The sequence below is a fragment of the Vibrio sp. 1069 genome (assembly GCF_033340555.1).
The window spans coordinates 1-657 of record NZ_JAWOWP010000463.1 but is presented as its reverse complement, the minus strand read 5'-3'; the positions used below and the strand labels follow the sequence as shown (position 1 = coordinate 657).

Annotated in this window: 1 protein-coding gene and 1 pseudogene; both read right to left on the bottom strand. The window is 42.6% G+C overall.

Going from position 1 to position 657, the window contains the following annotated elements:
• Positions 1-369, bottom strand: a 369-nt coding sequence (rseP, locus tag R7040_RS27165; RefSeq protein WP_318097700.1) for an RIP metalloprotease RseP, incomplete at its 3' end; no start/stop codon positions are given.
• A pseudogene (locus tag R7040_RS27160) lies at positions 369-657 on the bottom strand (1-deoxy-D-xylulose-5-phosphate reductoisomerase); the annotation flags it as partial. The pseudogene R7040_RS27160 and the gene rseP, both read right to left, overlap by 1 nt.

Genomic DNA, 657 nt, shown 5'->3' with positions numbered 1-657 from the left:
ACCAATCAGGAAAACCAACCAATAAGCAAAAATAGCAAATAAGAAATTAAAGATAGGGCCAGCTGCAACAATAGACGTTCGTTTCCAAAGCGGCTTTTGATCAAAGGCTAAATGTTTTTCACTTTCTGGCACATCGTCAACACGGCTATCTACCATTTTGACGTATCCACCAAGAGGAATCATTGAGATAGTGTATTCGGTTCCGTCTTGACCAACTTTTCGCCAAATAGACTTACCAAAACCGATGGAAAATCTTTCAACCTTCACGCCACAACGACGAGCAACCCAAAAGTGCCCAAACTCGTGCACGGCAACGAGAATGCCCAGTGCAACGATAAAAGAAACAAGATTCCACAAAATACCAGTCATTAGCTACGCTCGCGTATAATTTCTAGGGCGATAGTTCGAGACATTCTATCTAGCTCTAGCAAGCTTTCCAAGCTATTCGCATTCTCAGGTTTGCAGCTTGCGGTGATTTTATGCAAAACCAATTCATTGATGCGAGCTATGTCTGTAAAACCAAGGCGATTATTTAGAAACGCATCAACAGCAACTTCATTGGCTGCATTTAGAGCAGTAGTCGCATGTTGCCCTTCGTAACACGCGTCAATCGCAAGCTTCAAACAAGGATAACGAGCAAAGTCTGGTTGCAAGAAT